Here is a 25,808-nt window from a genome sequence, read left to right on the forward strand (position 1 = left end):
TTTGGCCTGCCAGGGCCCGCAAGCGGAGCCGGGCTATGCTTTCTCCGCTATGCTGAAGAGCAGGTTGCGGGTGTCCCCCCAGCCCAGGCAGGGGTCTGTGATGGACTTGCCGTATACCCGCTGGCCCCCAATGGGCTGGCAGCCCTCTTCCAGGTAGCTTTCGATCATCACGCCTTTGACCAGCTTACGCAGGGCCGGGTTGTAGCCGCGGCTGTGGAGCACCTCGCTGACGATGCGCACCTGTTCCCTGTATTTTTTGTCGGAGTTGGAGTGGTTTACGTCCACGATGACCGCCGGGTTTTGCAGCTCCCGCTGGCCGTACAGCTCCCACAGGCGCATGAGGTCCTCGTAGTGGTAGTTGGGCACGCAGGTGCCGTATTTATCTACGCCGCCCCGCAGAATGGCGTGGGCCAGGGGGTTGCCGGTGGTGGTGGCGTCCCAGCCGCGGTAGAGGAAATTGTGGGAACTTTGGGCTGCCTGGATGGAGTTGAGCATGACCGCCAGGTCGCCGCTGGTGGGGTTTTTCATGCCTACCGGGATATCCATGCCGCTGGCCGTCAGCCGGTGCTGCTGGTTCTCTACCGACCGGGCCCCCACGGCCTCGTAGCACAGCACATCGTCCAGATAGCTGCGGTTTTCGGGGTACAGCATTTCGTCAGCGGCGGTGAGGCCGCACTCTTCCATCACCCGGATGTGCATACGCCGGATGGCGATGATGCCCTCCAGCAGGTCCGGGGCCCGGTCCGGCGAGGGCTGGTGCAGCATACCCTTGTACCCCTGCCCGGTGGTGCGGGGCTTGTTGGTGTACACCCGGGGGATCAGCACCAGCCGGTCTTGGACCGCCCTGTTTAACTCTGCCAGACGGTGCACGTACTCCAGCACCGCCTCCGGGTCGTCGGCCGAGCAGGGGCCTACAATCACCAGGAATTTGTCGGATTTGCCCTCAAATACCGCCCGGATCTCCCTGTCCCGCGCCGCCTTCATGGCCTGCGTTTCCGCCGCTAACGGGTATTGCGCCTTTAAATCCGCCGGCGCCGGCAACTGCCTGTTTCGTTCCATGGACATTGCTTACACTTCCTTACACTGTTCTTTAAGACCTTGAGGCTCCGCCTCAAACTCCGCCAGGGACTAAGGCCGTCCCTGGACCCGGCCTAGCCGTTACCGGCCGCCCTATGGCCGCAAGGCTGATGCTCGACCGTTGGCGAGTTAAGGGCCTTTGTTTTTTCTTTTTTTATTTCTTATTTCTATTTTCTTTTTCTTTTTTTGCTTTCATAGCGCTTGCGCCTCAGCATAAGCTGAAAAAATCAATTAAAAAAATTGTCATTTTATTAATAGACTACGAATGCCGCGTGCCGTAAGCCCTCATCGACCAAGCTGTTTGTGCGCGGGCATAAAAGTCTTTGAAGATTCTTAAGAAACTTTCTTCAGAAAGTTTCTTAAGCCGCCGGAGGCACTAAAGGAGGCACTGGGAGCAAGCAGTCAACAAACGCTGACACGGCCGGTTTTGGCGTCCAGGGTGACTACGGCGCCGGCTTTCAGGATACGGGTGGCGTGGTGGGCGCCGGTGATGACGGGCTTATCCATGGCCAGGCCCGCAATGGCGGCATGGGTATTCTGCCCGGCCTGCTCGGTGATGATACCGGAGGCCCGGCGCATAAAGTTCACGATGGAGTTATCGGTTTCGGGCACCACGATGATGTCGCCGTCCCTGAACCGGGCCGGGAGGTCCGCCAGGTGCCTGCACACGCACAGCCGGGCGGAAACGGCTTTTTCCGTGACCCCCTGCCCGGTGAGCAGCACATGGCCCACCACGTGGACCTTCATCATGTTGGTGGTGCCGGAAACGCCCAGGGGCATACCCGCCGTGATGACCACGATATCGCCGCTGTGCACCACCCCCGCCTGCTGGGCGGCGTCCACCGCGTGGTCGAAGAGGGCGTCGGTGTCCTGCTCCTCGGCGATGAGCAGGGGGGTGACGCCCCAGGAGAGGTTCAACTGCCGGCAGACGTTCTCCGCGGTGGTGCAGCCCACAATGGGGTACAGGGGGCGGAACTTGCTGAGCTGCCGGGCCGTTACGCCGGACTTGGTTACGGTGATGATGGCCTTGGCCTCCAGGTCGTGGGCGGTGGTGCAGGTGGCGTGGGAGATGGCGTTGGTCACGTCAAAGGCCACGTCGCTGTTATCCCGTGAGTTGAACCGGTGGATATAGTCGATGCTTTCCTCGGCCTTTTGGGCGATGTGCACCATGGTTTCCAGGGCCTCTACCGGGTACTGGCCCGCGGCCGTTTCACCGGAGAGCATGATACAACTGGTGCCGTCATAGATGGCGTTGGCCACGTCGGTGGCCTCGGCCCGGGTGGGGCGGGGGTTTTTCATCATGCTGTCCAGCATTTGCGTGGCCGTAACCACCTGCTTGCCGGCCATATAGCACTTTTTGATCAACTGCTTTTGCAGCACCGGCACGTCCTGGAAGGGGATCTCTACGCCCATATCCCCCCGCGCCACCATGATACCGTCCGCTACCCGGAGGATCTCGTCTATGTTCTCCACGCCCTCCATATTCTCGATTTTGGCGATGATGTTGATGGTATGGCATTTGTACTCTTTGAGGATCTGGCGGATCTCCAGAATATCGGCGGCGGTGCGGGTGAAGGAGGCGGCGATGAAGTCAAAGCCGTTCTCAATGCCGAAAATGATGTCTGCCCGGTCCCGCTCACTGATAAAGGGCATGGACAGCTTGGTGCCCGGCACATTGATGCCCTTATGGTTGGACACCCGGCCGCCGTTGACTACCGTGCACACAATGTCCGTTTCCGAAACCCGCTGGGCCTTCATCTCCACCAGGCCGTCGTCGATCAGTACCCGCGCGCCGGGTTGCAGGTCCCTGGGCAGGCCCTGATAGCTGATGGACACGGCTTTGCTGTCCCCGGGCACCTCCCGTGTGGTGAGGGTGAAACTGTCCCCGGCTTTCAGCTCGACGGGGCCGTCCTGGAAGTTCCCCACCCGGATCTCCGGGCCCTTGGTGTCCAGGATGGTGGCGATGGGCAGGCCCAGTTCCTCCCGCAGCCGGACGACCGCATCCAGCTTGTGGCGGGCGTCCCCGTGGTCCAGGTGGGAAAAGTTGAACCGGGCCGCGTTCATGCCGCCCAGCATCAGCCGCCTGAGGACGGTTTCATCCTCGGTGGCGGGGCCCAGGGTACAGATGATCTTGGTCTTGCGTGTCATGGCGAACACTCCTTTATTAAGATGATGGCGGGTAAGGCCGGGTGATAGCTGCAAGGCGATTGGTAAACTTGCTTTGCTGGTTTTAATATTATAGCACAGAAAGACGGTTATTTAAATCCCCCATTTCCTTAATTTTCCCGTTTCCCGGCCGATTATATAGAAAAGGAGGGGAATCTTTATGGAACTGAATATGCAGGGCGGGATCCGCCGCCAGGCGGCGGCCACGCAGGCCCAGCGGCCCGGCGCGGCCCCTACCCGGCCGGAAACACAGGCCACCGTGAAACAGGGGCAGCCGGCCAGGGAGGATAAGCTGGAGCTTTCCCCGGAGGCTTTGGCGTTTTTAGAGGGCCAACCGGAATCTGCCGGGGCTGCCGGGGACGCCCCCCAGGAGGGCGGCAGCCAAGCGCCCCTCTCCCCCGCGGAGAAACGCCAGCAGGCCCAGGCGGAAAAATTGAAAACCGCCAAACAGATGCTGGACATCCTGCGGGAGCAGAGCGCCCAAATGAAGGAGCAGAACGAAAAGCAGGCCGAGGCCATGAAAAAGGCCATGGACAAAATGAAGAAGTGTATGCGCATTGCCCGGAACATCAGCAAGGGCCACAAGGTGCCCCATCAGGACGAAAAGTACCTGCTGGAGAACGACCCCAAAGCCTATATGATGGCCGTTATGATGCGGATGATGGAAGAGGAGAAGAAAAAGGTTAAGTCGGAACTGGACGAGGAGGACGCCCGCAACGAAACCCAGGAGGCCGGCCCTGTGGAGGGCGCCGGCGCCGTGGAGGGCGGCGGGGAAATATGCGTAGACGCCCCCGCAGAAGTGAGCGTGGAATAGGAGGCCCCCATGAGTATTGCAGTGAACCTGTACTACACCGGCACCAACGGCAGCGCCCGCCGATTTGTACAGGAGATGGAGGAGAGCGGTACCGCCGGGCTGATCCGCCAGGAGCCGGGGAATCTGCGCTATGCGTACTTCTGCTCCCTTAGCGACCCGGAAACAGTTTTGCTGGTGGACATATGGGAGGACCAGCAGGCCATTGACCGCCACCACGCCAGCCCCATGATGGCCACCCTGGCCCGGCTGCGGGAGAAATATGACCTGCATATGCGCGTGGAGCGCTTTGTGCCCGATGAAGGCGGCATACCGGACCAGGACTGCCGGTTTATTCGGAACTGAAAATCAAAACAAAGAAAAAGGCCCCCTCCTACGGCGGAGGGGGGCTTTTTTGCGTGTTGGGTTTCGGGGCGGTCAATCTTCCCCCAGCACGTCCCAGGGGGTGAGCATACCCAGCAGGGGCTGGTCGGGCTTGCCGTCCTCGGTGATAAAGATCACGGAAACCCGCTTGTTGCGGCCCCGCACCTGCTCAAACTGCTGGCGCACATAGATGTACGTGGCATCGGCCGGGACGAACTCGTAATTCTCCGCGTGCTCCGTTACGGCCAGATAGCCCTTTAGGTCTTTGATGGTTGCCTCCGGGTCCAGCCCCTTGCCCCGCCTGCGCAGCAGGAAACGGAACACCGAACCCACACTGAACACCCCGTAAAAGCGGTCGCCTTTCATCACCGGCACATGGGAATAGCCGTTTTTGTCCATCAGTTCCATCACCCGCAGCACCCGTTGGTCCGGGCCCACCTTCAACACCCGCTCGGCCTTTGTGGCGTAGTCGATGGCTAGGGGCGGCCGGCTTACAAACTCCAGGGCATCCCGCAGGGCCTGCACCACCGGCTGGGAGGGCACCACCACCGGCTGGCCGTCCAGATTGGCGCTGTGGGCCATCAGGTTGCGTATATGCCGGCAAAGGTCCAGCTTATCCCGCACCGGCGCGCTCTCGTAGTCTTTGATGAACTCGTACACCGCGCTGGTGTAGTGCCGCCGGGCGTTGCGGTACTTTTCATCCAGCACGTCTTCTATCTGCTTGTAAAGATCCAAGAACAGCTCCACTCTCTCCTGGTTCTCCATGTCACTGCCTCCTTGCCTGTGTTGTGGCGGGCAGGCCCAGCGCTTTGGCCAGGTCCTGGCTGCCGTAGCCCAGCCCGTTCAGCGCTTGCAAGAGCCCGTTGGCCGAGAGCCTTTCCGGCAGGCCCAGGGCCTGTTGCAGCCGCCGGCGTTTGGCGGCGCTATCCGCCCCGCCGCTGAGCCCCAGCTCGTATAAGGTTGCCTTGGTCAGCGGCGCGTGGCCTGTGTCCTGGCCGGGGGGATCCTCTTCCTCCTCAAAGGTGGCGCCCGCCCGGCGCAGGCAGTCCAGGAGCACCCCGGCGGGCATCCCCTCTACCCCCAGTTTCCCTTCTTTGGAGGGCTTGGCCTTCCGCCGCTCTTTGCCGTATACGTCCGGGATATAGGCGTGCCTGACCTGCCGGGGCGGCAGGCACTGGCTGAGCCGGCTGCGGATGAGGAACCCGGCCCCGTCGCTGTCTGTGAGGATAATAACGCCCCGGCTTTCCGCCAGCCGACGGATCAGCTCCATCCGCCGGGCATCCTTGAAAATTTGAAAGCCCCCGGTTTCCACAATGGTTGCCTCTACCAAACCGGCCAGCCGGGCCTTGTCACAGCGGCCCTCCACCACCAGGGCCTCCCGCAGCCGGACCATCAGGCGGCCTCTTTCTGGGCTGCCAGCAGCAACTGGGCGACCAGCCGCTCCAGGACCGTCCGCTTTTCCAGCGGGGAGCCCTTCAGCGCCAGGTCGGCCTCCAGCAGCAGGTCCAGGCAGGCTTTTAGGGCGGGGGTGGAGAAGTACCGCAGCGAGCGCTGCGCTTTTTTTACCCGGAAGTCGTTGTAGCGTTTCTCCGGGGTGTATGCCTTGATGTCCTGGGGGGTTTTGCCGCTTTCCAGGGCCATTTTCACCCGGAACATATCCATGTAGGGGATCAGCATGGTGCTAAGGATGCCCACCTCGTCCTCCTTTTGCTCAAAAAGCAGGGCCAGCAGCTTGTATGCCTGCGCCGGTTTGCCTTCTATCACCGCGTCTGTCATGGCGAACACGGTGGTTTCCAGGCTTTTGTGGACCAGCGCCTCTACCGTTTCCGGGGTGATCTCCTTTTCCCCCCGGCCCAGGGTGTAGGCGCAGAGTTTTTCCAGCTCATTGCGCAGCATATGCATATCTTTGCCCACATATTCGAGGAGCCGGTCCGCGGCCTGCCGGGACATACCGCAGCCCTGCCGCCCGGCCCGCTCCAGCAGGCCGCGGCGGAGTTCCGGGGCCTCCCGCCGGGCAAAGCGCACCACGGCGCCTACTTTCTCCGCCTTGTCCAGCAGCTTTTGCCAGGGGCTTTTCCCCTTTTTGGCCCCCTTCCCCTGCCCTTTCCGATCCTTGGGCTGCTCCAGATCCAGCGTGGGGTAAAACAGCACCAGCGTGGTGGTTTCCGGCAGGTCGTCCAGCAGCTCATGGAGTTTGGCCAGTTCGGCCGCAGGTTTGTCGTTTGGGTTAAAGTCCGCCACGGCCACGCACTTGCGCCCTGCCATAAAGGGCATGGCCAGCACCGCGTCGGCAATGCTGTCTACCGGCGTTTCGCCGGCCAGTTGCTGGCAGTTGAATGCCTGGACGCCCTCGCCCCCGGCTTTTTCCATCAGCCGCCGGGCCTCCCGGCGCACCAGCAGTTTTTCTTCGCCGGCCAGCAGGTACAGCCGGGCCAGATCCCCCTGCGCTACCTGTTTGCGCAGTTCCTGTTCCGATATGGCAGGCACTTCCTGATCCCTCCTTGGGTGGGGCGCGGGCCGTATGGCTTTCGGCCGGCGCCCTTTTTATGGTGGCTGGGCATGGGGGTTAACCCTCCAGGGTAATAATATGCCGGGGGCAGGCTTCGGCGCACTTACCACAGCCGGTGCATTTCTCCGGGTCTACCTGGGCCAGGCCGTTTTGTACGGTGATGGCGCCCGCCTCACAGGTCTTCTGGCACTTCATACAGCCGATGCAGCCCACCTGGCAGCTTTGCATGGTGGCCTTGCCTTTGTCGCAACTGGAGCAACGGACCACGGCCATTTTTTTAACCGGCGCGATACGGATGAGCCCCTTGGGGCAGGCCGGCACGCATTGGCCGCAGGCCACGCACTTGTCCCGGTCTATGACCGCCACCCCATTGCAGACCCGGATGGCCCCGTACCCGCAGGCGGCTGCGCAATCGCCCAGGCCCAGGCAGCCGAACCGGCAACTGGAAGCCCCGCCGTTGAGCAGGGAAGCCGCCGTACAGCCCGGCAGGCCGTCGTAGTCCATTTTGCTTTGGGTGTGGTCATGGCTGCCCATGCAGTGCACAAAGGCGGCCTTGGGGACCATGGCCACGGCGCCGGCGCCCAGGATCTCCCCGCACTGGGCCGCCACCGCCGCCCCGCCGGGGGAGCACAGCCCGGGCTGGGCCTCGCCCTTGGCCATGGCCGCCGCGTAGCCCGGACAGCCCGAATACCCGCAGGCGCCGCAGTTGGCCCCCGGCAGGACAGCCTCCAGGGCCTCGGCCTTTTCGTCTTTGGGCACGGCCATTACAATGGAGGCCACCGCCAGCACCACCCCGGCCAGCAGGCCGATGGCGCCTACGATCAAAATCGGTGTTACTATTTCCATTCCAATCACGTTCCTTTCCGGGGATGGCCCCGAAGTTTTCTTTTTAGCCCGCCAGCCGGTCTACCACGCCGTTAAAGCCCAGGAAGGACACGGCCACCAGGCTGGCCGCCACCAGCGTAATGGGCAGGCCCCGGAATGTTTCCGGGATGTCGCAGTCCTCCAGCCGCTCCCGCACGCCGGCAAAGAGCAGCATGGCCACCAGGAAACCTACGCCGGAACCAAAGGCGTTGACCAGCGACTGCAAATAGCCAAAGCTGGGGTCGGCCGCGCCTTTTTCCAGCACCAGCATGGTTACGCCCAGCACGGCGCAGTTGGTGGTGATCAGCGGCAGGTAAATGCCCAGGGAGTTGTACAGGGGCGGCATATATTTGCGCAGCGCCGTTTCCAATAGCTGCACCAGGGCGGCGATTACCAAAATGAACACCAGCGTCTGCAAATACTCCAGCCTGTTAGGCACCAGGATGTAGGTGTAAATGGGCCAGGTAACAGCCGTGGCGATGACCATGACCACGGTTACAGCGCAACTCATGCCAAAGGCAGTGTCCAGCTTTTTGGATACCCCCAAAAAGGGGCAGATGCCCAGAAATTTGTTGAGCACATAGTTTTCTGTTAGGATGGCGGCCAGGAAGATCGCCACCAGGGAACGGATCATTTGCGCGTCCATCAGTTGCCCTCCTTTTTCTCGTTGAGCTTAGAGCAGCCGGCTGCCAGCGGGCAATGGGCACAGCCCAGGCCCGCCGGGGGCTTGCCCTCTTTGCTGAGTTTGCCGGCCAGGGCAATGAGCATACCGAACACGAAGAACCCGCCGGGCGGCAGCAGGAAGATGATGATGGGCTGCATAAACCCGGAGAGCACCGGCAGCCCGAACACCGTGCCCGCGCCCAGCAGCTCCCGGATGATACCCATGCAGAGCATGGCGGCGGTAAAGCCTACGCCCATGCCCAGGCCGTCGATGACAGATGGCAGGATCTTGTTTTTGCTGGCGAACATCTCCGCCCGGCCCAAAATAATGCAGTTAACCACGATAAGGGGCAAAAACACGCCCAAAGCGGTGTCCAGCGCCGGGGAAAAGGCTTTGATAAACATCTGCACAATGGTGACAAAGCCGGCGATTACGGTGATAAAGGCCGGGATGCGCACCTTGTTGGGGATCACGTTGCGCAGCAGGGAGATCACCGCGTTGGAGCACACCAGCACAAAGGTGGTGGCCGCCCCCATGCCGATGGCGTTGCTGGCGGCGGTGGTAACGGCCAGCGTGGCGCAGCAGCCCAGCATCAGCCGCAGCACCGGGTTTTCGATGATAATGCCTTTGGTAAACGTGGGCCAAAGGCCCTTTTTCTTCTCCATTCTCAGTTGCCCCCTTCCGAAACGTATAGGCTTTGGTACTGCGCAATGGCCAGGTTAACCGCGTTGGTGACGGCGGCGCTGGTGATGGTGGCACCGGTCATGGCCTGGATTTCCCCTTCGCCGGGGGTTTGGAACTTAACCACCCCGATACCGCCCGCGCTGCCGGCTATCGGCTGCTTGTACTGGTCCCGGAATGCCTCTTTTTCGGCGTTGGCCCCCAGGCCGGGGGTTTCCCCGTGGCTGAGGATGACCACGCCGGTAATGCCGCCCTGTGCGCTGATGCCGGTCATCACCCGGATGGTGCCGCCGTAGCCTTTGCTCTCTGTTTCGAACACATAGCCTACGACCTGGCCGGCGCTGTCCAGGCCGGCGTGGTGGCCGTCTTTTTCCTCAAAACTTTCGGCCCCGGGCAGCACCACCATGCGGCTCTCCTCCGCCTTTTGGGCGGCGGCCTGGGCGATGCGGTCCTGGGTAAGCAGGTTGGTGCCTGCCAGGGCCGCGGACACCGCCACGCAGATCACCAGCAGAATGGCGGCGGGTTTTAGGACCTCCTTCACGTTCATGGGGCGACCCCCTCCTTTTTCGTTTTCTTGGGCGAGCCAAAGGCCCGTGGCTTTATGTAGCGCTCGATGAGGGGGGTGATGATGTTCATCAGCACAATAGAGTAGCTGACCCCTTCCGGCAGGGAGCCGAACGCCCGGATGATCACGGTTAAAAGGCCGCAGCCAATGGCGAATACCAGCCGGGCCCAGAAGTACAGGGGGCTGGTGGTGTAGTCGGTAGCCATAAAGAAGGCCCCCAGCATGAGCCCGCCAGCCAGCAGGTCGAAGAGCGGGTCCCGGCCCAGAACCACCGAGAACACCGCCACGGTGGCCAGATAGGTGACGGGGATCACCGGGCTGATGACTTTACGGACGATCAGGTACAGCCCGCCGATGAGGATGGCCAGGGCACAGGTCTCCCCCAGGCAGCCGCCGTGTACGCCCAGCAGCATATCCAGATAATTGGGCCAGCCAGCGCCGCCGTTTTGGGCATAAGCGGCCAAAGGAGTGGCCGTGGTGACGGCGTCGGCGGTGGCGCTGTAGTCAAAGGCCGCCGTCCAGTGGGTCATGGGCGCGGGGAAGGAGTTCATCAGCACAATGCGGGCGGTGAGGGCCGGGTTTACAAAGTTCTGGCCAATGCCGCCGAACATCTGCTTGACCACCACGATGGCGATCACGCCCCCAAAGGCGGCCATCAGCGGATTGATGGTGACGGGCAGGTTTAGGGCCAGCAGCAGGCCCGTGACCACCGCGGAAAGGTCGCCGATGGTCTGGGGGCGTTTCATGGCTTTGCGGGACAGGTACTCGCTGAGCACACAGCTCAGCACGGTCACGGCAATCACCAGCAGCGCCCGGGGGCCGAAGATCACCACCGACGCAATGGCCGCCGGGCACAGGCCGATGATCACGTCCAGCATAATGTTGTGGGTGGTTTTCCGCCCGTTAAAATGCGGGGAGGAAGAAACGGTCAGTTTGTCCATCGTATCAAGTCCTTTCTTGTGGGGGAATGGGAAGGCCGCCGGCGCTGTACGTAGGCGTTTGCCGGTACCCGCACAAGCGGGGGCGGCCGTTTCGTGGCCGGGGCAAACGCCGGGGTTTGAACGGAGGGCGCAGCCCTCCGTTCAATACCCACGGCGGCTCAAGAACCTTTCTGAAGAAAGGTTCTTGAGAATCTCCAAAGACTTTTATGCGCCCCGGCGCCGGTGCTGTGGGGACACGGTTGGTCTGATTTTTTGGCGGGTAATGGCGTACTTTTTTTATTTTTTCTTCTTGTTTATTTTTTCTTCCGCCGGCGCTGTACGTAGGCGTTTGCCGGTACCCCGCACAAGCGGGGGGCGGCCGCTTCGTGGCCGGGGCAAACCATTGGGTTACTTTTTCTGGCCGGCTTTCCTTACATAGGCCTTGCCCAGGCGGATGCTTTGCACCAGCCGCCTGCCTGCCGGGCAGGAGAACGCGCAGCAGCCGCACTCCATGCAGGTCATCACGTCCAGCTCCAGCAGGGTTTCCACGTCTTTCTTTTCGGCCGCTTTCTCCAGCTTGGTGGGCATCAGGTTCATGGGGCAGGCTGCCACGCACCGCCCGCAGCGGATGCACGCCGTGGTTTCGTATAGCTTGGCCTCGTTCTCGTCAAAGGCCAGGATGGCGTTGTTTTGCTTTAATATGGGCAGCTCGTCCCCGGTAATGGCAATGCCCATCATGGGCCCGCCCATCAGCAGTTTTTTGGGCTGGGCCCGATAGCCGCCGCAGAACGCCATCACGTCTTTAATGGGCGTGCCAATGGGCACGATCACGTTTTTCGGCTCCTTGACCGCCGAGCCGTCAACGGTGACGCGCTTTTTCGTCAGGGGCATACCCGTGCGCATATAGCTGGCCAAAAAGGACACCGAGGCTATGTTCATCACCAGGCAGCCTACGTCGGCGGGCAGGCCCCCGGCAGGCACCATGCGGCCGGTGCACGCCTGCACCAGCACCTTTTCCGCCCCCTGGGGGTAACGGCTTTGCAGGGCCAGCACCCGCACCTCGTCCTGGGGGTCCATCTGGGGGTTATCGGCAATTTCGGTGAGCTTGGCGATCACGTCCGGCTTGTTGTCCTCTACGGCGATGAGCACCCGGTGCACGTCCAGGATCTCTTTTACCTTGTAGACCCCGTCCAGGACGTTTTTGCCGTTCTCCAGGGCTTCCCGGTGGTCGGACGTTACGTAGGGCTCGCACTCGGCCACGTTGATGATCAGCGTGTCAATACGCTTGCCTTCGGGCACGTTCAGCTTAACATGGGCGGGGAAACCCGCGCCCCCCAAACCCACCAGCCCCGCTGCCCGGGCGGCGTCTGCCAAAGCCTGTTTGCCGGTGATGGCCGCCGGGGGCCGGATAGCCGGGTCCGGCTCCATCAGCCCGTCCGACTCGATCACCACCGCCTCTACCGGGCGGTCGCCGGTCAGCATGACCTGTGCCACCTCTACCACCGTGCCGGAAACAGAGGCGTGTACCGGCGCGCTTACATAGGCGTCGCTGTCGCCCACCAACTGGCCCAGATACACATGGTCGCCTTTTTTTACCACCGGCTTACAGGGCGCGCCGATGTGCTGCTGCATGGGCAGCACCACCCGCGCAGGGGGCGGCATGACCACCGACTCGGCCTGCCACGTATTTTTATGATGGGGCACCGGCGCGCCACCGTGGGTATGATAGGGGCGTTTGGGGAATTGCTCCTTCCTATCCTGCATAATAGCCACGATCCTTTCGTTTGGTAATAGTTCCTCCATAGGCTGTTCGAAAAAAATTCACAAATCTATTTTACCTCAAAACCGCCGGCATTGCAACCACGAACCGCCTGTCTGCCGATAAAATCTTCGCCCGGCCAGAGAAAAAGCAGGCCCCCTGAAAACCCAGGGGGCCTGCCAGTGCACTATTTATGTGATGGGATTATTCCGCCGTGGGCTGGGCCCAGTGGGCAAGTAGGGGCAACTGTCCGGCAAAATGGGCCCGTGCCTGTTCCGGGGGGAAGTTTTCGTTGGACATATGCTCTACCAGAAAGTCCAGCAGCTCGTCCATGTTGGCGTAGACGAATTTACCGCCTGTATAGCACCACTTGCAGTAATCCTCGTTCAGGCTGCCGTCTGTTTCCCGGCTGATGCTGCCGTCGTCCAGGGGCATCCCGCAGCACTGGCAGACCAGTTGCCGGGGCGAGCCCAGCAGGGTGTTGATCGATACGTCAAACAGCCGCGACAGGCCCTTGAGGCTTTCCGTGTCCGGTGTGGTTTCCCCGTTCTCCCAGCGGCTTACCGCCTGCCGGGTCACGAACAGCTTTTCCGCCAGGCCCTCCTGGGACAGGCCCGCTTTTTCCCGCAGCCGCAAAATGATCTCCTTTGTTTCCATTTTCCCACGCTCCTTGCCGGATTTCCCCGGGGCGTGCCCGTGTATGTTGTGAACGCGCCCTGATTAGGATACCCTTATTATACCGCCCCGGCCGGGTAAAGTAAAGCAACAGGCTGTTGCGGGGCGCCGCCTTCCCTCTTGCAAAATCCGGCGGCTTGGGCTATACTATACAGGAAAGAAAACCAGTGAAAGGCGGTTATTCTATGGAAAAGCTTATCAGCGGTAAGGTGCGGGAGGTCTACCAGGTTTCGGAGGAGGCCCTTGCCATTGTGACCACAGACCGGGTGTCGGCCTTTGACGTCATTTTGCCCACCCCGGTCCCCGACAAGGGCCGGGTGCTCAACGCCCTGTCCTCTTTCTGGTTCCGGTACACGGCGGATATCGTAAAGAACCACATGATCTCGGAAAACCCGGCCGATATGCCCCCGGAATTGCAGGGGGACGCCTTTGCCGGGCGCACCGTTTTGGTGAAGAAACTGAAGATGCTCCCCTTTGAGTTTATCATCCGGGGCTATCTTTTCGGCTCCATGTGGAAGGAGTACCGGCAGACCGGCGGGTTCTGCGGCAAGCCCCTTCCGGCCGGGATGCAGCAGGCTGAAAAGCTGCCCGAACCGGTCCTGACCCCTTCCATCAAGGCCGAGGAGGGCCATGACGTGAACGTATCTTTGGCGTACATGGAAGAAAAGCTGGGCGCGGAACTGGCCCACAAGGTCTGCGACGCGGCGCTGGCCCTTTACAAGCGCTGCTATGACTACGCCTATGAGCGGGGCATTATTATTGCGGACACCAAGTTTGAATTCGGCCTGGACGAGGACGGCGGGCTGGTGGTGGCGGACGAAGTGCTGACCCCGGACAGCAGCCGCTTTTGGAGCCGGGACGCCTACCGGCCCGGTACCTCCCCGGAAAGCTTTGACAAGCAGTACCTGCGGGACTGGCTGACGGACAACGGGCTGGACGGCAAAACCCCGCCCCCGGAACTGCCCGCCCATGTGGTGGAGAAAACCCGGTTGAAATACCTGGAGTGCCGGGACCGCCTGGTGCCCGGAGCGTGAGCCGGATGTTCCGTTTGCTGGTGGTGGACGACGAAGAGCGCATCCGGGGGCTTATTCGCAAATACGCGGAGTTTGAGGGCCACCAGGTGACAGAGGCCAAAAACGGCATGGAGGCTGTGGAGTTCTGCCGCCGTACCCCCGAAGCCTTTGACCTGGTGATTATGGATGTGATGATGCCGGAACTGGACGGTTTCTCCGCGGCCGCCGAGATCAAAAAAACCTGCGCGCTGCCCATCCTCATGCTCTCGGCCAGGGGGGAGGAGTATGATAAGATACACGGCTTTGAGCTGGGCGCCGACGACTATGTGGTCAAGCCCTTCTCCCCCAAGGAACTGATGCTGCGGGTAACGGCCATTATGAACCGGGTGCGCCCCGCTGCCCAAAAGCCCCGGCAGGTGGAGGTTTTTGAGGGCCTTTCCATTGACTTTGACGCAAGGCTTGTGACGGTGGACGGGGAACGGGTGGAACTCTCCCCCAAAGAGTATGAATTGCTTAGCTATCTGGTGCGCAACAAGGGCCTGGCCCTGACCAGGGAGATGCTGCTGACCAATGTGTGGGGCTATGACTTTTACGGCGACGACCGCACTTTGGACACCCATATCAAGCTGCTGCGCAAACGCCTGGGGCCTTACAGCAGGTATATTGCCACCCTGCGGGGGGTAGGGTACCGGTTTGAGGCCGCCCGTGCTTAGCCGGGCAAAGGCCCCCCGCCGCCCCAAAGCCCCCAGGGGCATCCGGGGGCAGATTGCCCTGGGCTTTGGGCTGTTCGCTTTGGTTACCGTGGCGCTGCTGTGGGTGTTGCAGATCTTCCTGCTCAGCCCCTTCTACCGGGCCATTAAGACGGCGGAGGCCAAAGCCATCTCCCAGGCCGTGGTCCGCCAGTTGGACGGGGACAAGCTGAATGACACGGCCCTGAACCTGGTGATTCAGACCGGGGCCAACGTGTTTGTGTGCGACCCCCTGGGCCGCAGCTATGTGGTATGCCGCCATGCCTACAAGGACAGTTTGGTCTATAACCTCCCCCGGCAGGAACTGGCCCGGCTGTTTGACCAGGTGAACTTGCAGGGCGGGCAGTATACCCGTGTGTTCCAGTCCCGGCTTTCCGGCAGTGAGGACACCCAACTGCTGCTGTACGCCGTTACGGTGCGCACCCCGCTGGGCAACGACCGGCTGGTTGTGGTGGAGGCCGAACTTACCCCCTTGAACTCCACGGTGGAAACCTTGCTGGCACAGCTTTTTTGCCTGACTTTGGTGCTGGTACCCCTGGGGCTGGTTTTGGCGGTGGTGGTTTCCCGGCGGATTGCCCGGCCTTTAACGGAGATCAACGAGGCTGCCAAATCCCTGGGGCAGGGCGACTACGGCCTGCGTTTTGCCGAGAGCGGCCCCAGGGAGGTCAGCGAACTGGCCGCCACCCTGAACTTTGCCGCCGGCGAACTTTCCAAAACCGAGGGCCTGCGCCGGGAACTGCTGGCCAATGTTTCCCACGACCTGCGCACCCCCCTGACCATGATCAAGGGCTATGCGGAGGTGATGCGGGACCTGCCCGGTGAAAGCACCCCGGAAAACGTGCAGATCATCATTGACGAGGCAGGCAGGCTCAACGACCTGGTCAACGACCTTCTGGACCTCTCCCGCCTGGAGGCAGGGGTGATGGAGCTCTCTCCCGCCCGCTTTAACCTGACGGAAAGTATACGGGCGATATTGGGCCGCTACGGGCGGTTGCAGGACTTTTCCTTCCCCTTTGCCGCGGAGGAGGACGTCTATGTGGTCGGCGACCAGCTTAAGCTTTCCCAGGTGGTGTATAACCTGGTAAACAACGCTATCAACTACGCCGGGGCGGATAAGACCGTACGGCTTTGCCAGCAGAGCAAGGACGGGGTGGTGCGCATCAGCGTGACCGATACCGGGGAGGGCATCCCGGCGGACCGGTTGCAGGATATCTGGGACAGGTACTATAAGGTGGACCGGGAGCACCGCCGGACCCAGGTGGGCACCGGGCTGGGCCTGTCCATTGTTAAAAATGTGCTGGACCTCCACGGGGGCCGGTACGGGGTCATCAGCGAACTGGGCCGGGGTAGCACCTTTTGGTTTGAGCTGACCGTGGCCTAGCGTCTGGTTTAAACCCGGAGAAATGTGGGATTTTTGTCCAAAAACCAGGGCTTTCAAGGAAAAACCGCAAGATACGCTGCCACATAGGGAGTTCTCCACGCGGAAACCCTCCCTTCATGTTTCAAAGTTTCAAACGGGCCCGGAAGGCCCCCACTTGGAAAGGAGGGCAGCCTTATGCACCGCTATCATCAAGAAAACTGGACCGACGCGTTCTCCAACGGTATGCGCTGACAAACCATACCGATTGGAGGAAAGAAAATTGAATATAGCAAACAAAAACGGCGCGCCCAGCGCCCGTCCCGCCCGATTCCCAAACCTTGGGGGGAACGCCCGGCTGTTCCTGCTGGCGTTGCTGGCGGGTTTGGCCTTTTCCCTGTCCTCTGTGCTGACGCCCACCCTTTCCGGCCGGCTAGTAGACCGCTTTGCCCAGGGCAAGGGGGCGGGCCCGGCGCTGTGGCTCTTCCTGGGGGCCGGGCTGGCCCAGGCGCTGCTCTCCCAACTGGATATGTACCTGGCCGAATCCTTTAAGCTGCGGCAAAAGCGCCTGATGCGCCAAACCGCCTTCCGGGGCTTTTTGTCCCGGGGCGGGGCCGGCCAGCAGGAAACTGCCGGCTTTGTGTCCTTTGTCAACAACGATATTCCCGCGCTGGCAGAGCAGTATTTCGCCGGTACCATCGATATCCTCAAATGCCTGGCGATTTTGCTCTCCTCGGCCGGGGCCCTGCTGTCTGTGCACTGGCTGCTGGCGGCGGTCATCTTCTCCGTCAGCCTGCTGACCGCCGCCCTTCCCCAATGGATGGGCCAGCGGGACGGCCAGGCCCGTAAGGCCTACTCCGGCCGGTTGGGCCGGTACAACACCCTGCTGGGCTCCCTGCTGGAGGGTGTGGACACGGTGCGGGCCTACCGCTGCCAAAGCCGGGCCGCCCATCTGCTGGAGCAGGAGAACGCCGCCGCGGCCCGGGCAGAATCGGCGCTGCTGAAACGCCGCCTGCTGGCCTATGCCGCCACCGGCCTTTTGCAAACCGGCAAAACCGTGCTGGTCATCCTCATCAGCCTGTGGCTGATGGGGCGGGGCCAGGCCGGCCCCGGCGACCTGGTGGCGGTCATCCAGGTTTCCGGGCTCATCGGCGCGCCCATGGAGGTGCTGGCCTGGCTGTTCCAGGCACGCAACCAGGTAAAGCCCCTGCTGAAAAGCTACCAGGGCTGGCGGGACGCCCCCCAGCCGGTTTCCGGGCCGGACCGCGCCCCCTTCCCCGGCCTGTGGTTGCGGGATGTTTCCTGCCGGGCCGGGGGGCATACCCTGCTCAGCGGGGTAACGGCAAAGTTCCTACCCGGAAAAGCCTACCTGGTCACCGGGGAGAGCGGCAGCGGCAAGTCCACCCTATTGGGGCTGCTCACCGGCCTAAGCGGGCTGGACTACGCCGGCAGCATCCGCCTGGGGGACCGGGAGCTCCGGGACATCCCGCCTGGGGAACGCCTGGCCTGCCTGTGCCCGGTATTCCAGCAGCCCGTCCTTCTTTTCGCCAGCCTGGAGGAAAATATCCTGCTGGGCCGGGATGTAGACCCAGCCCTGTACCGGGCGGTGATCCAAGGGCTGAACCTGGCCCCCCTGCTGGCGCGCTGGGGCGGCCGGGACCTGACCCCCCAGGCGGTGGAAACACTCTCCGGCGGGGAACGCCAGCGGGTGGCCCTGGCCAGGGCCCTGGTGGGCCGGCCCGCTGCCCTGCTGGTAGACGAGGCCACCGCTGCCCTGGACCCGGCCAGCGCCCGGTTGGTGGAAGAAACGCTGTTGGGCAGCGGCGCGGCGGTGGTCCATGTCAGCCACAAAACCGCCCCGGCCCTGGCTGCCCGTTACCACGGCCACTACCGCATGGAGGGGGGCCGGCTGTACCGGCAGGAACAGGCCGGCGGGCCGGCTGAGGTGTAGCCATTCCTCGGTGCCTCTCACAGCAAGGCAATGGGCGGCGCGGGAAGGGTTTCCCGGCGCACTGCCCGCCCCAACCCACGGAAAGGAGATAAGCCATGCAAGCAAAACCCTTAAGTGAAAACGGTACCATCGGCCTGTGCTGCCCCAGCCATATCCCCCTGTACGAGGCGGCCCCCGGCCAGGAGATCCCCTGGAGCCAGGAGTATAAAAACCTGATAGCGAACATGGAGGGGGAAGGGTTCCGGGTGGTGCAGGCGGACAATATGTACAAGGACACCTGGGGTTTCCTGGCCTCGGACGAGGAGCGGGGGGCTGACCTGAACCAACTGGCCGCCCACCCCCAGGTAGCGTATATCCTGTTTGGCGGGGGCGAGGGCGCTCCTGAGGTGCTGCCCTACCTGGACTTTGACCTGTTCCGCCAGAACCCCAAGCGCATTTGCAGCTACAGCGACGGCACCAGCATTTTGAACGCCATTTGGGCAAAAACCGGCCTGGTCACCTACTACGGCCAGAACCCCACCCTGTTTGCCCAATGGACGCCCTACAACCGCCGCCACTTTGAAGGGCATATCCGCAGCGGTAGCATGGCCGTGCATGAGGCCAACTCCCCCTGGCTGGGCCTGTGCCCCGGCACGGCGGAGGGTGTGCTGGTAGGCGGCTACACCATGAATTTCGCCCTGCTGCTGGGGACAGACTATTTCCCCGTAGACCCCGGCGAGCCCCATCTCCTCTTTTTGGAGGATCACGAAATGTTCGGCGGCGAGGCCCATGTAAGCGCCATGCTGGGGTACATCGAGCAAAGCGCTTTCATGCGGTCTGTTACCGGGCTGGTGTTCGGCCATTATGCCGGCCACCCCTGCCCTAACCTGTACGCCCGGCTTAAGCTGCTGGGGCAACGGCACCACATCCCCGTAGCCTACTGCGACGACTTTGGCCATGGGGAGAACCACGCGATTTTGCCCATTGGGCGGCGGGCCCGGCTGGTTTGCGGCCCAGACAGCCGCCTGTGTTACCTGTAAGGCACCCTAAGCACCAACCCTATCTTTTGCATGAGGAGGATCATCAACATGAGTGAAAACCTGGAAAACTGTACCCACGACTGTTCTACCTGCGGGGCGGACTGCCCCTCCCGCCAGCCTGCGGATATGATCGAAAAGCTCAACGACCTGAGCCACGTTAAGAAGGTCATCGGCGTGGTCAGCGGCAAGGGGGGCGTAGGCAAGTCTTTGGTTACCTCCCTGCTGGCCACCACCCTGCGCCGCCGGGACTGCTCGGTGGGAATTTTGGACGCGGACATTACCGGGCCCAGCATCCCCAAGTGTTTTGGGCTAAAGGGCATGGCTGTGGCCGACGAAAACGGTATGTACCCCAGGGACACCAAAACCGGCATTAAGGTAATGAGCGTAAACCTGCTTTTGCAGGAGGAAACCGCCCCGGTGGTCTGGCGAGGCCCGGTGATTGCCGGGGCCATTAAGCAGTTCTGGACGGACGTGGTTTGGGGGGACGTGGACTATATGTTTGTGGATATGCCCCCCGGCACCGGCGACGCGCCCCTGACGGTGTTCCAGTCTTTGCCCCTTGCCGGCATCATCATCGTCACCTCCCCCCAGGAGTTGGTGGGCATGATTGTTTCCAAGGCGGTAGAGATGGCAAAGCTGATGAACATCCCCGTGTTGGGGCTGGTGGAGAACATGAGTTACTTCCAGTGCCCGGACTGCGGCAAAAAGGTAGAACTGTTCGGCAAAAGCCATATTGACGAAGTGGCCGCCAAATATGCCCTGCCTGTGCTGGGCAAGCTGCCCATTGACCCCACCCTGGCCAGCGCCTGCGACCGGGGCATTATCGAATTGTTCGAGGGTAACTGGCTGGAAGCGGCCGCGGATACCATTGAAAAGCTGTAACCGGCATAAAGCTGTAACCGGCACCGGATAAAACGTAACCGGGGGCCGCCAGACTTCTAAAGGGAAGTTTGGCGGCCCCCGGCCTTTTGCTGCCAACCGGTTAGGCGTATAGGATGATCTCTTTTAAATGTACCGGGCCCCGCGCGGCGGTGATACGCACCCGCACCGAGGCCACCTGGGCGTCCATGGTCCTGGTCAGGCCATTCTGCCCCGCAAAGGGGTCCCCCAGGGGGCAGATCTTCCGGTATCCAATGGTGGTCCCCTGGAACAGCGGGAAACGGCTGCCGTCGGGCTCCACCGCCTCTATCTGGAAATTCTCTACCCGCTGGCCCTGGGCGATGTCCTCCCGCAGCTCTACATACCGCACCCCGGTATGCCCGCCGCGCACCAGGTACACCGGCTGGGTGGGCATACTGCCCTCTTCCAGCAGGGTTTGTGTTTCCAGGGGGCTGCCGAATTCCCTTTGCAGCAGTTCCCCCAGTTCCGCCAGCCGCCGGCAGTCTTTTTCGTCAATCAGCCCCTCCCGGTTGGGGGGGATGTTCAGATTAAGCCCCGCGTTGGCCCCTACGCTGGAAAGCCAGATGTGGAACAGTTTTTCCAGGCTTTGGGGTTCTTCCTCCGGGTGCCAGAACCAGCCCGGACGTATGGAGGTATCGATCTCCGAGGGCACAAAGGCCAGCCCCTTAGAGTACAGGATATTGGGCAGGCTGCCCAGATTGTCGTCGGTGCTGTACAGGTACGCCAGGGAGCCCTCTGCCGCCAGGGGGCCGGGGCCGGTTTGGGTTTCGGCAAAGCGGCACAACTCGCCGGGCACCACCGCCCACTCCGAACGCCGGGGCTGGCCGGCCTCGTTGCCACACCAGCGGGTATCCGGGCCAAAATCGTTAAAAATCACGGCCTCCGGCTGATGCTGCCGGACCAGCCGGATATAGCGGTCGAAATCGTACACCTGCTTTTTCCCGTTGGGGCCTTCCCCGCAGGCATTGTCAAACCATACGCAGAAGATGGGCCCATAGCCCGTGAGCAGTTCCTCCAACTGGGCGCAGAAGTAGTCGTTGTAGGCCTCCGTCCCGTAAAGGGGGGAGTTCCTGTCCCAGGGGGAGAGGTAAAAGCCAAATTTGATGCCGCCCTGGGCGCAGGCGTCGGCACAGGCCCGCACCACATCCGGGCAGCCCGGCGCGTTTTTGACCGAGTGCCCGGTATGCCGGGAGGGCCACAGGCAAAAGCCGTCGTGGTGCTTGGCTGTCAGCACAATACCCTTTAGGCCCGCGGACTTTACCGCCTGCACCCATTGGCCGCAGTCCAGGCGGCTGGGGGCAAATACGGCCTCGTCCTCGGTGCCGTCCCCCCATTCCCGGCCGGTAAAGGTGTTTACGCCAAAATGGATGAAGGCATACTGCCCCACCGCAAACCAGGCCAGTTGCCGTGCCGACGGCCTGACTGTAGCCGCCTCTTTGAGAAAGCTTGTCATGGTTGTTCCTCCTTTGTATGGGCAGGGGCACCCCTTACGCATACCTGCAGGCGGGGCTTTGCCCCTGCTTGTTTCATAAAAGCCCGTACATTCTTTGGGGGAGAGGAGGCCGGCGGTGTGGGGGTGAACCCTGCCTGCCCCCGGAAGGCCACGAAAACCCGCGCCTAGACCTCCGGGTACATCTCCCGCAGCAGGGGGATCTGCGCTGCGCGGGGCGTGCCCTCCAGCCGGTGGATGTAGCGCTCCAGCATCCCCCGCGCGTGCTCCGGGCCGCCCTCACGCATGACCGTCCACATGGGGTCGGTGCCATAGGCAGACTTTTTCATCATGTCCTCTGTCCAGTTCAAAATCAGCCGGGCACCCTTATCGCACAGGCCGGGCTGCTCTGCCGCCAGATTGTGGAGCTGGTGGGGGTCCTCCTTCACGTTGAACAGCATCTCTTGGGGGAACAGATGGTAGCCCCCATGCACCGTGCGCAGGTACAGGTAATCGTCAAACCGCACCGCGCGCTGGCATACATGGGCGCACTGGCTCAGCACCACATGGCCCTTGCCGCAATCCCGGCCGGCCAGCAGGGTTTGGGCATAGGAGCAGCCGTCGTAGTCGTAGCCGCCCTGGAACGCCGTGCCCAGCAGTTCCTGCACGGTGGGGGCCAGGTCCACATTGTCGTGGAACCCTTCCGCCACCACGCCCTTTTGGCCGCCCGGCCACTTGATGATCATGGGGATATGGCAGGTGGGCTCGTCGGCGGTGGCGTGCTCGCCGTAAAGGCCCAGCTCGCCTATGTTCTCGCCGTGGTCGGAGGTGACAATCACCGCCAGGCCGTCATAAAGCCCCATCTCCTTCACCAGGGCCATGATTTGGGCGATGTTGTCGTCCGTCCAGCGTACGCCGCAGTCGTAGCTGTCTATCATAGCCTTTACATCGTCCAGATTTTTCAGGGAGCCGGGATGCCGGGGGAACTGGGGGAACTGGGTGTCGTCCCACATATTGATCTCATTTGCCCCGTGGGGCCCCACATGGAGCAGGTGTTGGCCGAATATCTCTTGATCGATCCAATCGTCTGCCAGGGGCATATCCGCAAAGGGGTTGCCAAAATCCTGGGGGGCGCGGTAGGGGGTGTGGGGGTCCCAGTAGTGGACGTGGAGGAACCAATCGTCCTCCCGCCCCTTGCGGCGGAGCCAATCCAGCACATGGGGGGTGATCTCCTCGGCAGACTCGTTGCCGCATTTGCCTACGTTGAAACACTCGTTAAACCCGGCATTGAACCACCAGGAGGAGTGGCGCTCGGCAAAGGTGGAGAAGGAAACCGTGTGCATACCGGCCCGGCGGAACTGCATAAACAGGCCGTTTTCGCTGCAGTCATCCCGGAAATGCCGGGACTCGCCCTGTAGGCGCAAGTCGGCGGCGGTACCGCCGTGGCCCAGCACCCCGTTGCGGATGCCGTAGCGGCCGGTGATCAGGGAGGCCCGGGAGGGCAGGCAGGGGGCGTTGGGGCAATAGTAGTGGGAGAACCGGACGCCGTCCTCCGCAATGGCGTCTATCGCGGGGGATGTGGGCCGGGCATAGCCATAGCACCCCAGGTGGTCGGGGCGAAGGGTGTCAATGTCGAACAGGATGACGCGCATAGTGGAAACCTCCTACAAATATTTTGTTTTGTATCGGGCGGCAGAAATAAGGGGCCGGGTTTTTGGTCACATGACGGGCGCATGGTTTATGTACGCAAACAGGTATGCCCCCAGCAGCATCGCCTGGGCTACCAGCAGGTATTCCCGCAGCACCGGCTTATCCTTTACCAAATAGGCCTCCAGCATAAACAGCGGCACCCCGCAGCTTAAGTACCGCCCGCCGCTTAGCAGCCAGGAGAGCGAGTAATTGGCCAGCAGGTACAGCAGCCCATACCCCAGCAGGCTGGCCGGCACCGCCCTATGGCGGCAGGCCAGGGCCAGCACCCCAAAGCATACCACAAACAGCACCAGTTCCGGCAGCCAGACGCTCCACCCGATGGGTTGGCGGAAGTACATCCTCAGGTAGTGCCACAGGTAGGCCAACACCTGCGGGACCGGCATACCGCCCTGGTGCCAATGGCGCTGGTGTACCACAAAGGCCAGCGGGTCGCCGTCTATCCGCCAGTTTAGCAGCAGGTACACGCCTGTTCCCAGCAAGGGCAGCAACAGCAGGGGCAGCTTTCCCAGGGCGGGCAGCAGCCAGCGCCCTATGGGCCTGCGCGCCGGCCTTTGCAGCAGGCGGACGGCCCTTCCCAGTTCGATAAAGGCTGGCACAATCACCAGCAGCCCGGTCATACGGGTCATGGCCGCCAGGACCCCCCATATGCCGTAGGCCAGCCACCGGCGCCGCAGGGCGAAGTAACAGGCCGCCGAGGTGGTCAGCAAAAACAGCCCCTCTGTCATCACGGCGCCGAAAAACAGGGAAAAAGGGAATACCGACAAAAACAGCACCGTGTCCCAGGCTATCCGCCTGCCAAACACCAGCCCGGCCAGCCGGTATACCCAGCAGCAACCCCAGCCGTAGCTGAGTACCGAAACCAGTACCCCGGCCCCTATGGTGCTGGGTACCACCAGCCGCACCAGCCGTGTTACCCACACATACAGCGGGAAAAACACCAGAAAGATATGTTTCCCGTCCTCCTGATAGCCCCCATACCCTTTCTCTATCAGGGCGATGTAGTGCCTGGCATCCCAAAGCTGAAAGCTGCCCTCTATGGACGGCCGGGACAGCCCCTGGTTGGCTGTCATTGCCAGGCAGAGGGCTACCACCCCCAGCAGGGCCAACCGTATGCCCATAGCCAGGCCGAACACCTTCCACAGTTCCCGCCGGGAGGGCGTATAGGCCCCCGGCGGTGTAGGTGCTTTTCCGGCAAAAAAGGCCGCAGGCAAAGGGGACGGCACGCCCCAGGCCATCAGGCAGCGCACCGCCACCAGGCCCATCAGCCCCAAAACCGGTACCGCCAGGATCAGATGCAAGCCATCACCCCCAAGATGTTTATTGTCCCCGCACAGGCCCGGTCTACCTGCCGGGCGTAACAAGTTGTACCCATTATACCACAGCCCCGGCCCACACGCAATCGCAAATCAGCCCCGGCCCACAGGAATAAGCCCGCAGTGGGCCGAAAACAGGGCGCTCACGGCTCCTCAAACTGCACCGTGACCCCGTTGAACTCCACGTCGCCGTCCACGCGCACGAGTATGTACTTGCGCCCATCTATGACCCTGGTTTCCACCAGGTCGCCACACGCCGGCTCGGCCTTGATGGTCACGCTGGGGGTCTTTACCACAAAGCTTTTGGTGTCCACCAGGTTCCGGGGGTTCACGGCCCCGCCGCCAAAAGCTTCTTCATATTTCTCTTCAAAGGCCTGGGCCTTCTCCTCTTCCACGCCGCAGGCGTCCAGCACCTTGCGCATGGTGTTCCGGCTGACGGCCAGGGGCTCCGGGCTTTTGCTGGCCTTGTGCTCCTCGACGATCTCGCCCAGCCGGCCCTGTACCTCCTGCACGACCTCAAAGCTACAGGCCTCCCCCAGGGCGTCTGTCAGAATCTCCCGGAAGGTTTCCTGCTGCAAATCAGCCGGCATGGGCGGCTCGGTACAAAACAGCCCCTCCACAAATTCCGGGTGGTTCTCCCCGGTCTTTTTGGTATAATACAGTGCGCTGTACAGGTTGGCGCACCGGTCGTCAAAGGCCGGGAACAGGAACCCCAGCTCCGGCGGGGCAATCAGCCAGTCCATGTCCCGGTTACAGATCACGCTGTCCGGCACGTCGTAACGCAGGGCGGGCTTGGTTTCCTTTACCGGGCATATGCCGCACAGGATGTAGGAATACACCTCGCTGGAGCCGTCCGGGTTCGGGGCGCCGTCTTTGGACCGGTAGGGCACGTCGTACTTGTCGCTGGCCAGCAAAATCAGGTAGGGCCCCTCCATCTCCAGGCTTTCGATCACCCGCTGGTAAAAGGCCTGCACCACCCCCTCGTCCTTCAGGGCGCTGTCCCGCAGGGCCATAAGCATCCGGTGCTCGTCGCTGTCCGCCACCTGGCTGGTTTCAAAGATAATGTCATTGAGCTGTTTGCCCAGGGTGCCGGAGAGCGCCCGTTTCAGCACAGCCAAAATGCTCTCGGTTTCCTCCTGGGGCGCCGCGGCCAGGGACTGGGCGAACCGGGAGATGATCTCCCCCTGGGCATTTACATAGCAGCCGTTTATGGCCGTGATATTGGATTTTTCCGGCTGGAACCGCCGGCGGATCTCCGCGATCTCCTTCTCGTTCATGCTGGTCCTCTCCTTTGGGTTGATTGTTCGTTCTGC

24 protein-coding genes are annotated in these 25,808 nt (G+C 62.0%); 8 read left to right on the top strand and 16 right to left on the bottom strand.

Annotated elements, in window-relative coordinates; translation table 11 throughout:
- Positions 1-33: 33 nt before the first annotated feature.
- Together U8U01_RS12170 and pyk are read right to left on the bottom strand one after the other, a co-directional pair.
- Positions 34-1,065: a 3-deoxy-7-phosphoheptulonate synthase gene (locus tag U8U01_RS12170; protein ID WP_322174557.1), complete on the bottom strand. Its 1,032-nt coding sequence runs from the start codon at positions 1,063-1,065 to the stop codon at positions 34-36.
- Positions 1,066-1,479: 414 nt separating this feature from the next.
- Positions 1,480-3,225, bottom strand: a complete 1,746-nt coding sequence (gene pyk, locus U8U01_RS12175; protein ID WP_322174559.1) for a pyruvate kinase — start codon at positions 3,223-3,225, stop codon at positions 1,480-1,482.
- Positions 3,226-3,403: 178 nt separating this feature from the next.
- Here pyk and U8U01_RS12180 point away from each other — a divergent pair, with 178 nt between their 5' ends.
- Together U8U01_RS12180 and U8U01_RS12185 are read left to right on the top strand one after the other, a co-directional pair.
- On the top strand, positions 3,404-4,057 hold the full coding sequence (locus U8U01_RS12180; RefSeq protein WP_322174561.1) for a hypothetical protein: 654 nt from the start codon (positions 3,404-3,406) through the stop codon (positions 4,055-4,057).
- Positions 4,058-4,066: 9 nt separating this feature from the next.
- Entirely contained in the window at positions 4,067-4,399 is a 333-nt protein-coding gene (locus U8U01_RS12185; protein WP_322174563.1) for an antibiotic biosynthesis monooxygenase family protein, read from the top strand.
- A gap of 72 nt (positions 4,400-4,471) precedes the next feature.
- Here the strand turns inward: U8U01_RS12185 and U8U01_RS12190 are convergent, their stop codons facing one another.
- The 10 genes from U8U01_RS12190 to U8U01_RS12235 all read right to left on the bottom strand — a co-directional run bounded on the left by U8U01_RS12190 (position 4,472) and on the right by U8U01_RS12235 (position 13,036).
- Positions 4,472-5,182, bottom strand: coding sequence for a CBS domain-containing protein (locus U8U01_RS12190; protein ID WP_322174565.1), 711 nt, complete (start codon positions 5,180-5,182; stop codon positions 4,472-4,474).
- A 1-nt stretch (position 5,183) separates the two neighbouring features.
- Positions 5,184-5,810 (bottom strand): ribonuclease M5, encoded by a 627-nt coding sequence (locus U8U01_RS12195; RefSeq protein ID WP_322174567.1) that lies wholly within the window; start codon positions 5,808-5,810, stop codon positions 5,184-5,186.
- The gene (gene holA / locus U8U01_RS12200) at positions 5,810-6,904 is read right to left on the bottom strand and encodes a DNA polymerase III subunit delta (RefSeq protein ID WP_322174569.1); all 1,095 of its coding nucleotides are present in this window, start codon (positions 6,902-6,904) and stop codon (positions 5,810-5,812) included. Before holA ends, U8U01_RS12195 begins: the two co-directional genes overlap by 1 nt.
- A 79-nt stretch (positions 6,905-6,983) precedes the next feature.
- A complete protein-coding gene (locus U8U01_RS12205) occupies positions 6,984-7,772 on the bottom strand; it encodes an RnfABCDGE type electron transport complex subunit B (RefSeq protein WP_322174571.1) in 789 nt (262 codons plus the stop codon).
- A 43-nt stretch (positions 7,773-7,815) separates the two neighbouring features.
- Positions 7,816-8,436, bottom strand: coding sequence for an electron transport complex protein RnfA (locus U8U01_RS12210; protein WP_322174573.1), 621 nt, complete (start codon positions 8,434-8,436; stop codon positions 7,816-7,818).
- The gene (locus U8U01_RS12215) at positions 8,436-9,119 is read right to left on the bottom strand and encodes an RnfABCDGE type electron transport complex subunit E (RefSeq protein WP_322174575.1); all 684 of its coding nucleotides are present in this window, start codon (positions 9,117-9,119) and stop codon (positions 8,436-8,438) included. The genes U8U01_RS12210 and U8U01_RS12215 overlap by 1 nt, the downstream gene beginning before the upstream one ends.
- A gap of 2 nt (positions 9,120-9,121) precedes the next feature.
- Positions 9,122-9,682, bottom strand: coding sequence for an RnfABCDGE type electron transport complex subunit G (locus U8U01_RS12220; RefSeq protein ID WP_322174577.1), 561 nt, complete (start codon positions 9,680-9,682; stop codon positions 9,122-9,124).
- Positions 9,679-10,641, bottom strand: coding sequence for an RnfABCDGE type electron transport complex subunit D (locus U8U01_RS12225; protein WP_322174579.1), 963 nt, complete (start codon positions 10,639-10,641; stop codon positions 9,679-9,681). Before U8U01_RS12225 ends, U8U01_RS12220 begins: the two co-directional genes overlap by 4 nt.
- A 387-nt stretch (positions 10,642-11,028) precedes the next feature.
- Complete coding sequence (rsxC, locus tag U8U01_RS12230) at positions 11,029-12,423, bottom strand: electron transport complex subunit RsxC (RefSeq protein WP_322174581.1); 1,395 nt, start codon at positions 12,421-12,423, stop codon at positions 11,029-11,031.
- A 160-nt stretch (positions 12,424-12,583) separates the two neighbouring features.
- On the bottom strand, positions 12,584-13,036 hold the full coding sequence (locus tag U8U01_RS12235) for a zinc ribbon domain-containing protein (RefSeq protein WP_322174583.1): 453 nt from the start codon (positions 13,034-13,036) through the stop codon (positions 12,584-12,586).
- 203 nt (positions 13,037-13,239) lie between these two features.
- On the opposite strand from U8U01_RS12235, the gene U8U01_RS12240 reads away from it, so the two are divergent.
- The 6 genes from U8U01_RS12240 (at position 13,240) to U8U01_RS12265 (ending at position 20,025) form a co-directional block, all read left to right on the top strand.
- Positions 13,240-14,088 carry a phosphoribosylaminoimidazolesuccinocarboxamide synthase gene (locus U8U01_RS12240; RefSeq protein ID WP_322174585.1) on the top strand — a complete coding sequence of 283 codons (849 nt, stop codon included), beginning with the start codon at positions 13,240-13,242 and terminating at the stop codon, positions 14,086-14,088.
- A gap of 5 nt (positions 14,089-14,093) precedes the next feature.
- Positions 14,094-14,780 carry a response regulator transcription factor gene (locus U8U01_RS12245; protein WP_322174587.1) on the top strand — a complete coding sequence of 229 codons (687 nt, stop codon included), beginning with the start codon at positions 14,094-14,096 and terminating at the stop codon, positions 14,778-14,780.
- Entirely contained in the window at positions 14,761-16,197 is a 1,437-nt protein-coding gene (locus U8U01_RS12250; protein WP_322174588.1) for a HAMP domain-containing sensor histidine kinase, read from the top strand. Before U8U01_RS12245 ends, U8U01_RS12250 begins: the two co-directional genes overlap by 20 nt.
- 259 nt (positions 16,198-16,456) lie before the next feature.
- A complete protein-coding gene (locus U8U01_RS12255) occupies positions 16,457-18,124 on the top strand; it encodes an ATP-binding cassette domain-containing protein (RefSeq protein ID WP_322174589.1) in 1,668 nt (555 codons plus the stop codon).
- 95 nt (positions 18,125-18,219) lie between these two features.
- The gene (locus U8U01_RS12260; protein WP_322174590.1) at positions 18,220-19,143 is read left to right on the top strand and encodes a S66 peptidase family protein; all 924 of its coding nucleotides are present in this window, start codon (positions 18,220-18,222) and stop codon (positions 19,141-19,143) included.
- A gap of 48 nt (positions 19,144-19,191) precedes the next feature.
- Positions 19,192-20,025: a P-loop NTPase gene (locus U8U01_RS12265; protein ID WP_322174591.1), complete on the top strand. Its 834-nt coding sequence runs from the start codon at positions 19,192-19,194 to the stop codon at positions 20,023-20,025.
- A 100-nt stretch (positions 20,026-20,125) separates the two neighbouring features.
- On the opposite strand, the gene U8U01_RS12270 is transcribed toward U8U01_RS12265, so the two are convergent.
- The 4 genes from U8U01_RS12270 to U8U01_RS12285 all read right to left on the bottom strand — a co-directional run bounded on the left by U8U01_RS12270 (position 20,126) and on the right by U8U01_RS12285 (position 25,772).
- The gene (locus U8U01_RS12270) at positions 20,126-21,496 is read right to left on the bottom strand and encodes an alpha-L-fucosidase (RefSeq protein WP_322174592.1); all 1,371 of its coding nucleotides are present in this window, start codon (positions 21,494-21,496) and stop codon (positions 20,126-20,128) included.
- Between the two features lie 164 nt (positions 21,497-21,660).
- A complete protein-coding gene (locus tag U8U01_RS12275) occupies positions 21,661-23,124 on the bottom strand; it encodes a sulfatase (RefSeq protein ID WP_322174594.1) in 1,464 nt (487 codons plus the stop codon).
- A 66-nt stretch (positions 23,125-23,190) separates the two neighbouring features.
- A complete protein-coding gene (locus U8U01_RS12280) occupies positions 23,191-24,480 on the bottom strand; it encodes a glycosyltransferase family 39 protein (RefSeq protein WP_322174595.1) in 1,290 nt (429 codons plus the stop codon).
- Positions 24,481-24,638: 158 nt separating this feature from the next.
- The gene (locus U8U01_RS12285; RefSeq protein ID WP_322174597.1) at positions 24,639-25,772 is read right to left on the bottom strand and encodes a DUF4317 domain-containing protein; all 1,134 of its coding nucleotides are present in this window, start codon (positions 25,770-25,772) and stop codon (positions 24,639-24,641) included.
- Between the last annotated feature and the right edge of the window lie 36 nt (positions 25,773-25,808).

It is taken from the genome of Acutalibacter caecimuris, assembly GCF_034335085.1.
Taxonomy (GTDB): Bacteria; Bacillota; Clostridia; order Oscillospirales; family Acutalibacteraceae; genus Acutalibacter; species Acutalibacter caecimuris.